Raw genomic sequence first — 380 nt, 5'->3', positions numbered from 1 at the left:
GGGACATCAACTCTGGGAATAGATGATGTAAGACCTGCAAAGCAGGCTATCATTGCTTGAAAACCGAATCCCATTTCTTTAGGGATGGGAGTATGTCAAATAACCTACTAACTAAGTATAAGATAAAAGGAATTGGACCACTTGCCATATATGATGCTGCCATAAGGTTAGGGATATATCGTGGAATACAACCAGAGGTTATCTACCTTCATCGTGGCTCACTGCAAGGGGCTATCAAATTATTAGGGAAAATAAGAAGCAGTACTATAAAGAGGGAAGACTTACGCTTTTGTCCCCTGAAAGCCCACTTCTTTAGGTGTGGGATGAAAGCATTCTTCAAACCATTCATTTGTTTTTTTGGTCTTGTATGTATTGGGTTA

The 380-nt window shown here is 39.7% G+C and carries 1 protein-coding gene; it reads left to right on the top strand.

What is annotated here, in order from left to right:
- Positions 1-92 precede the first annotated feature (92 nt).
- On the top strand, positions 93-380 hold a 288-nt coding region (locus D0T87_RS24360), incomplete at its 3' end, for a hypothetical protein (protein WP_203558782.1).

The sequence above is a fragment of the Bacteroides sp. 51 genome, from assembly GCF_010500965.1.
Classification (GTDB): Bacteria; Bacteroidota; Bacteroidia; order Bacteroidales; family Bacteroidaceae; genus Bacteroides.
This window is presented reverse-complemented; position numbering and strand designations above follow the sequence as displayed.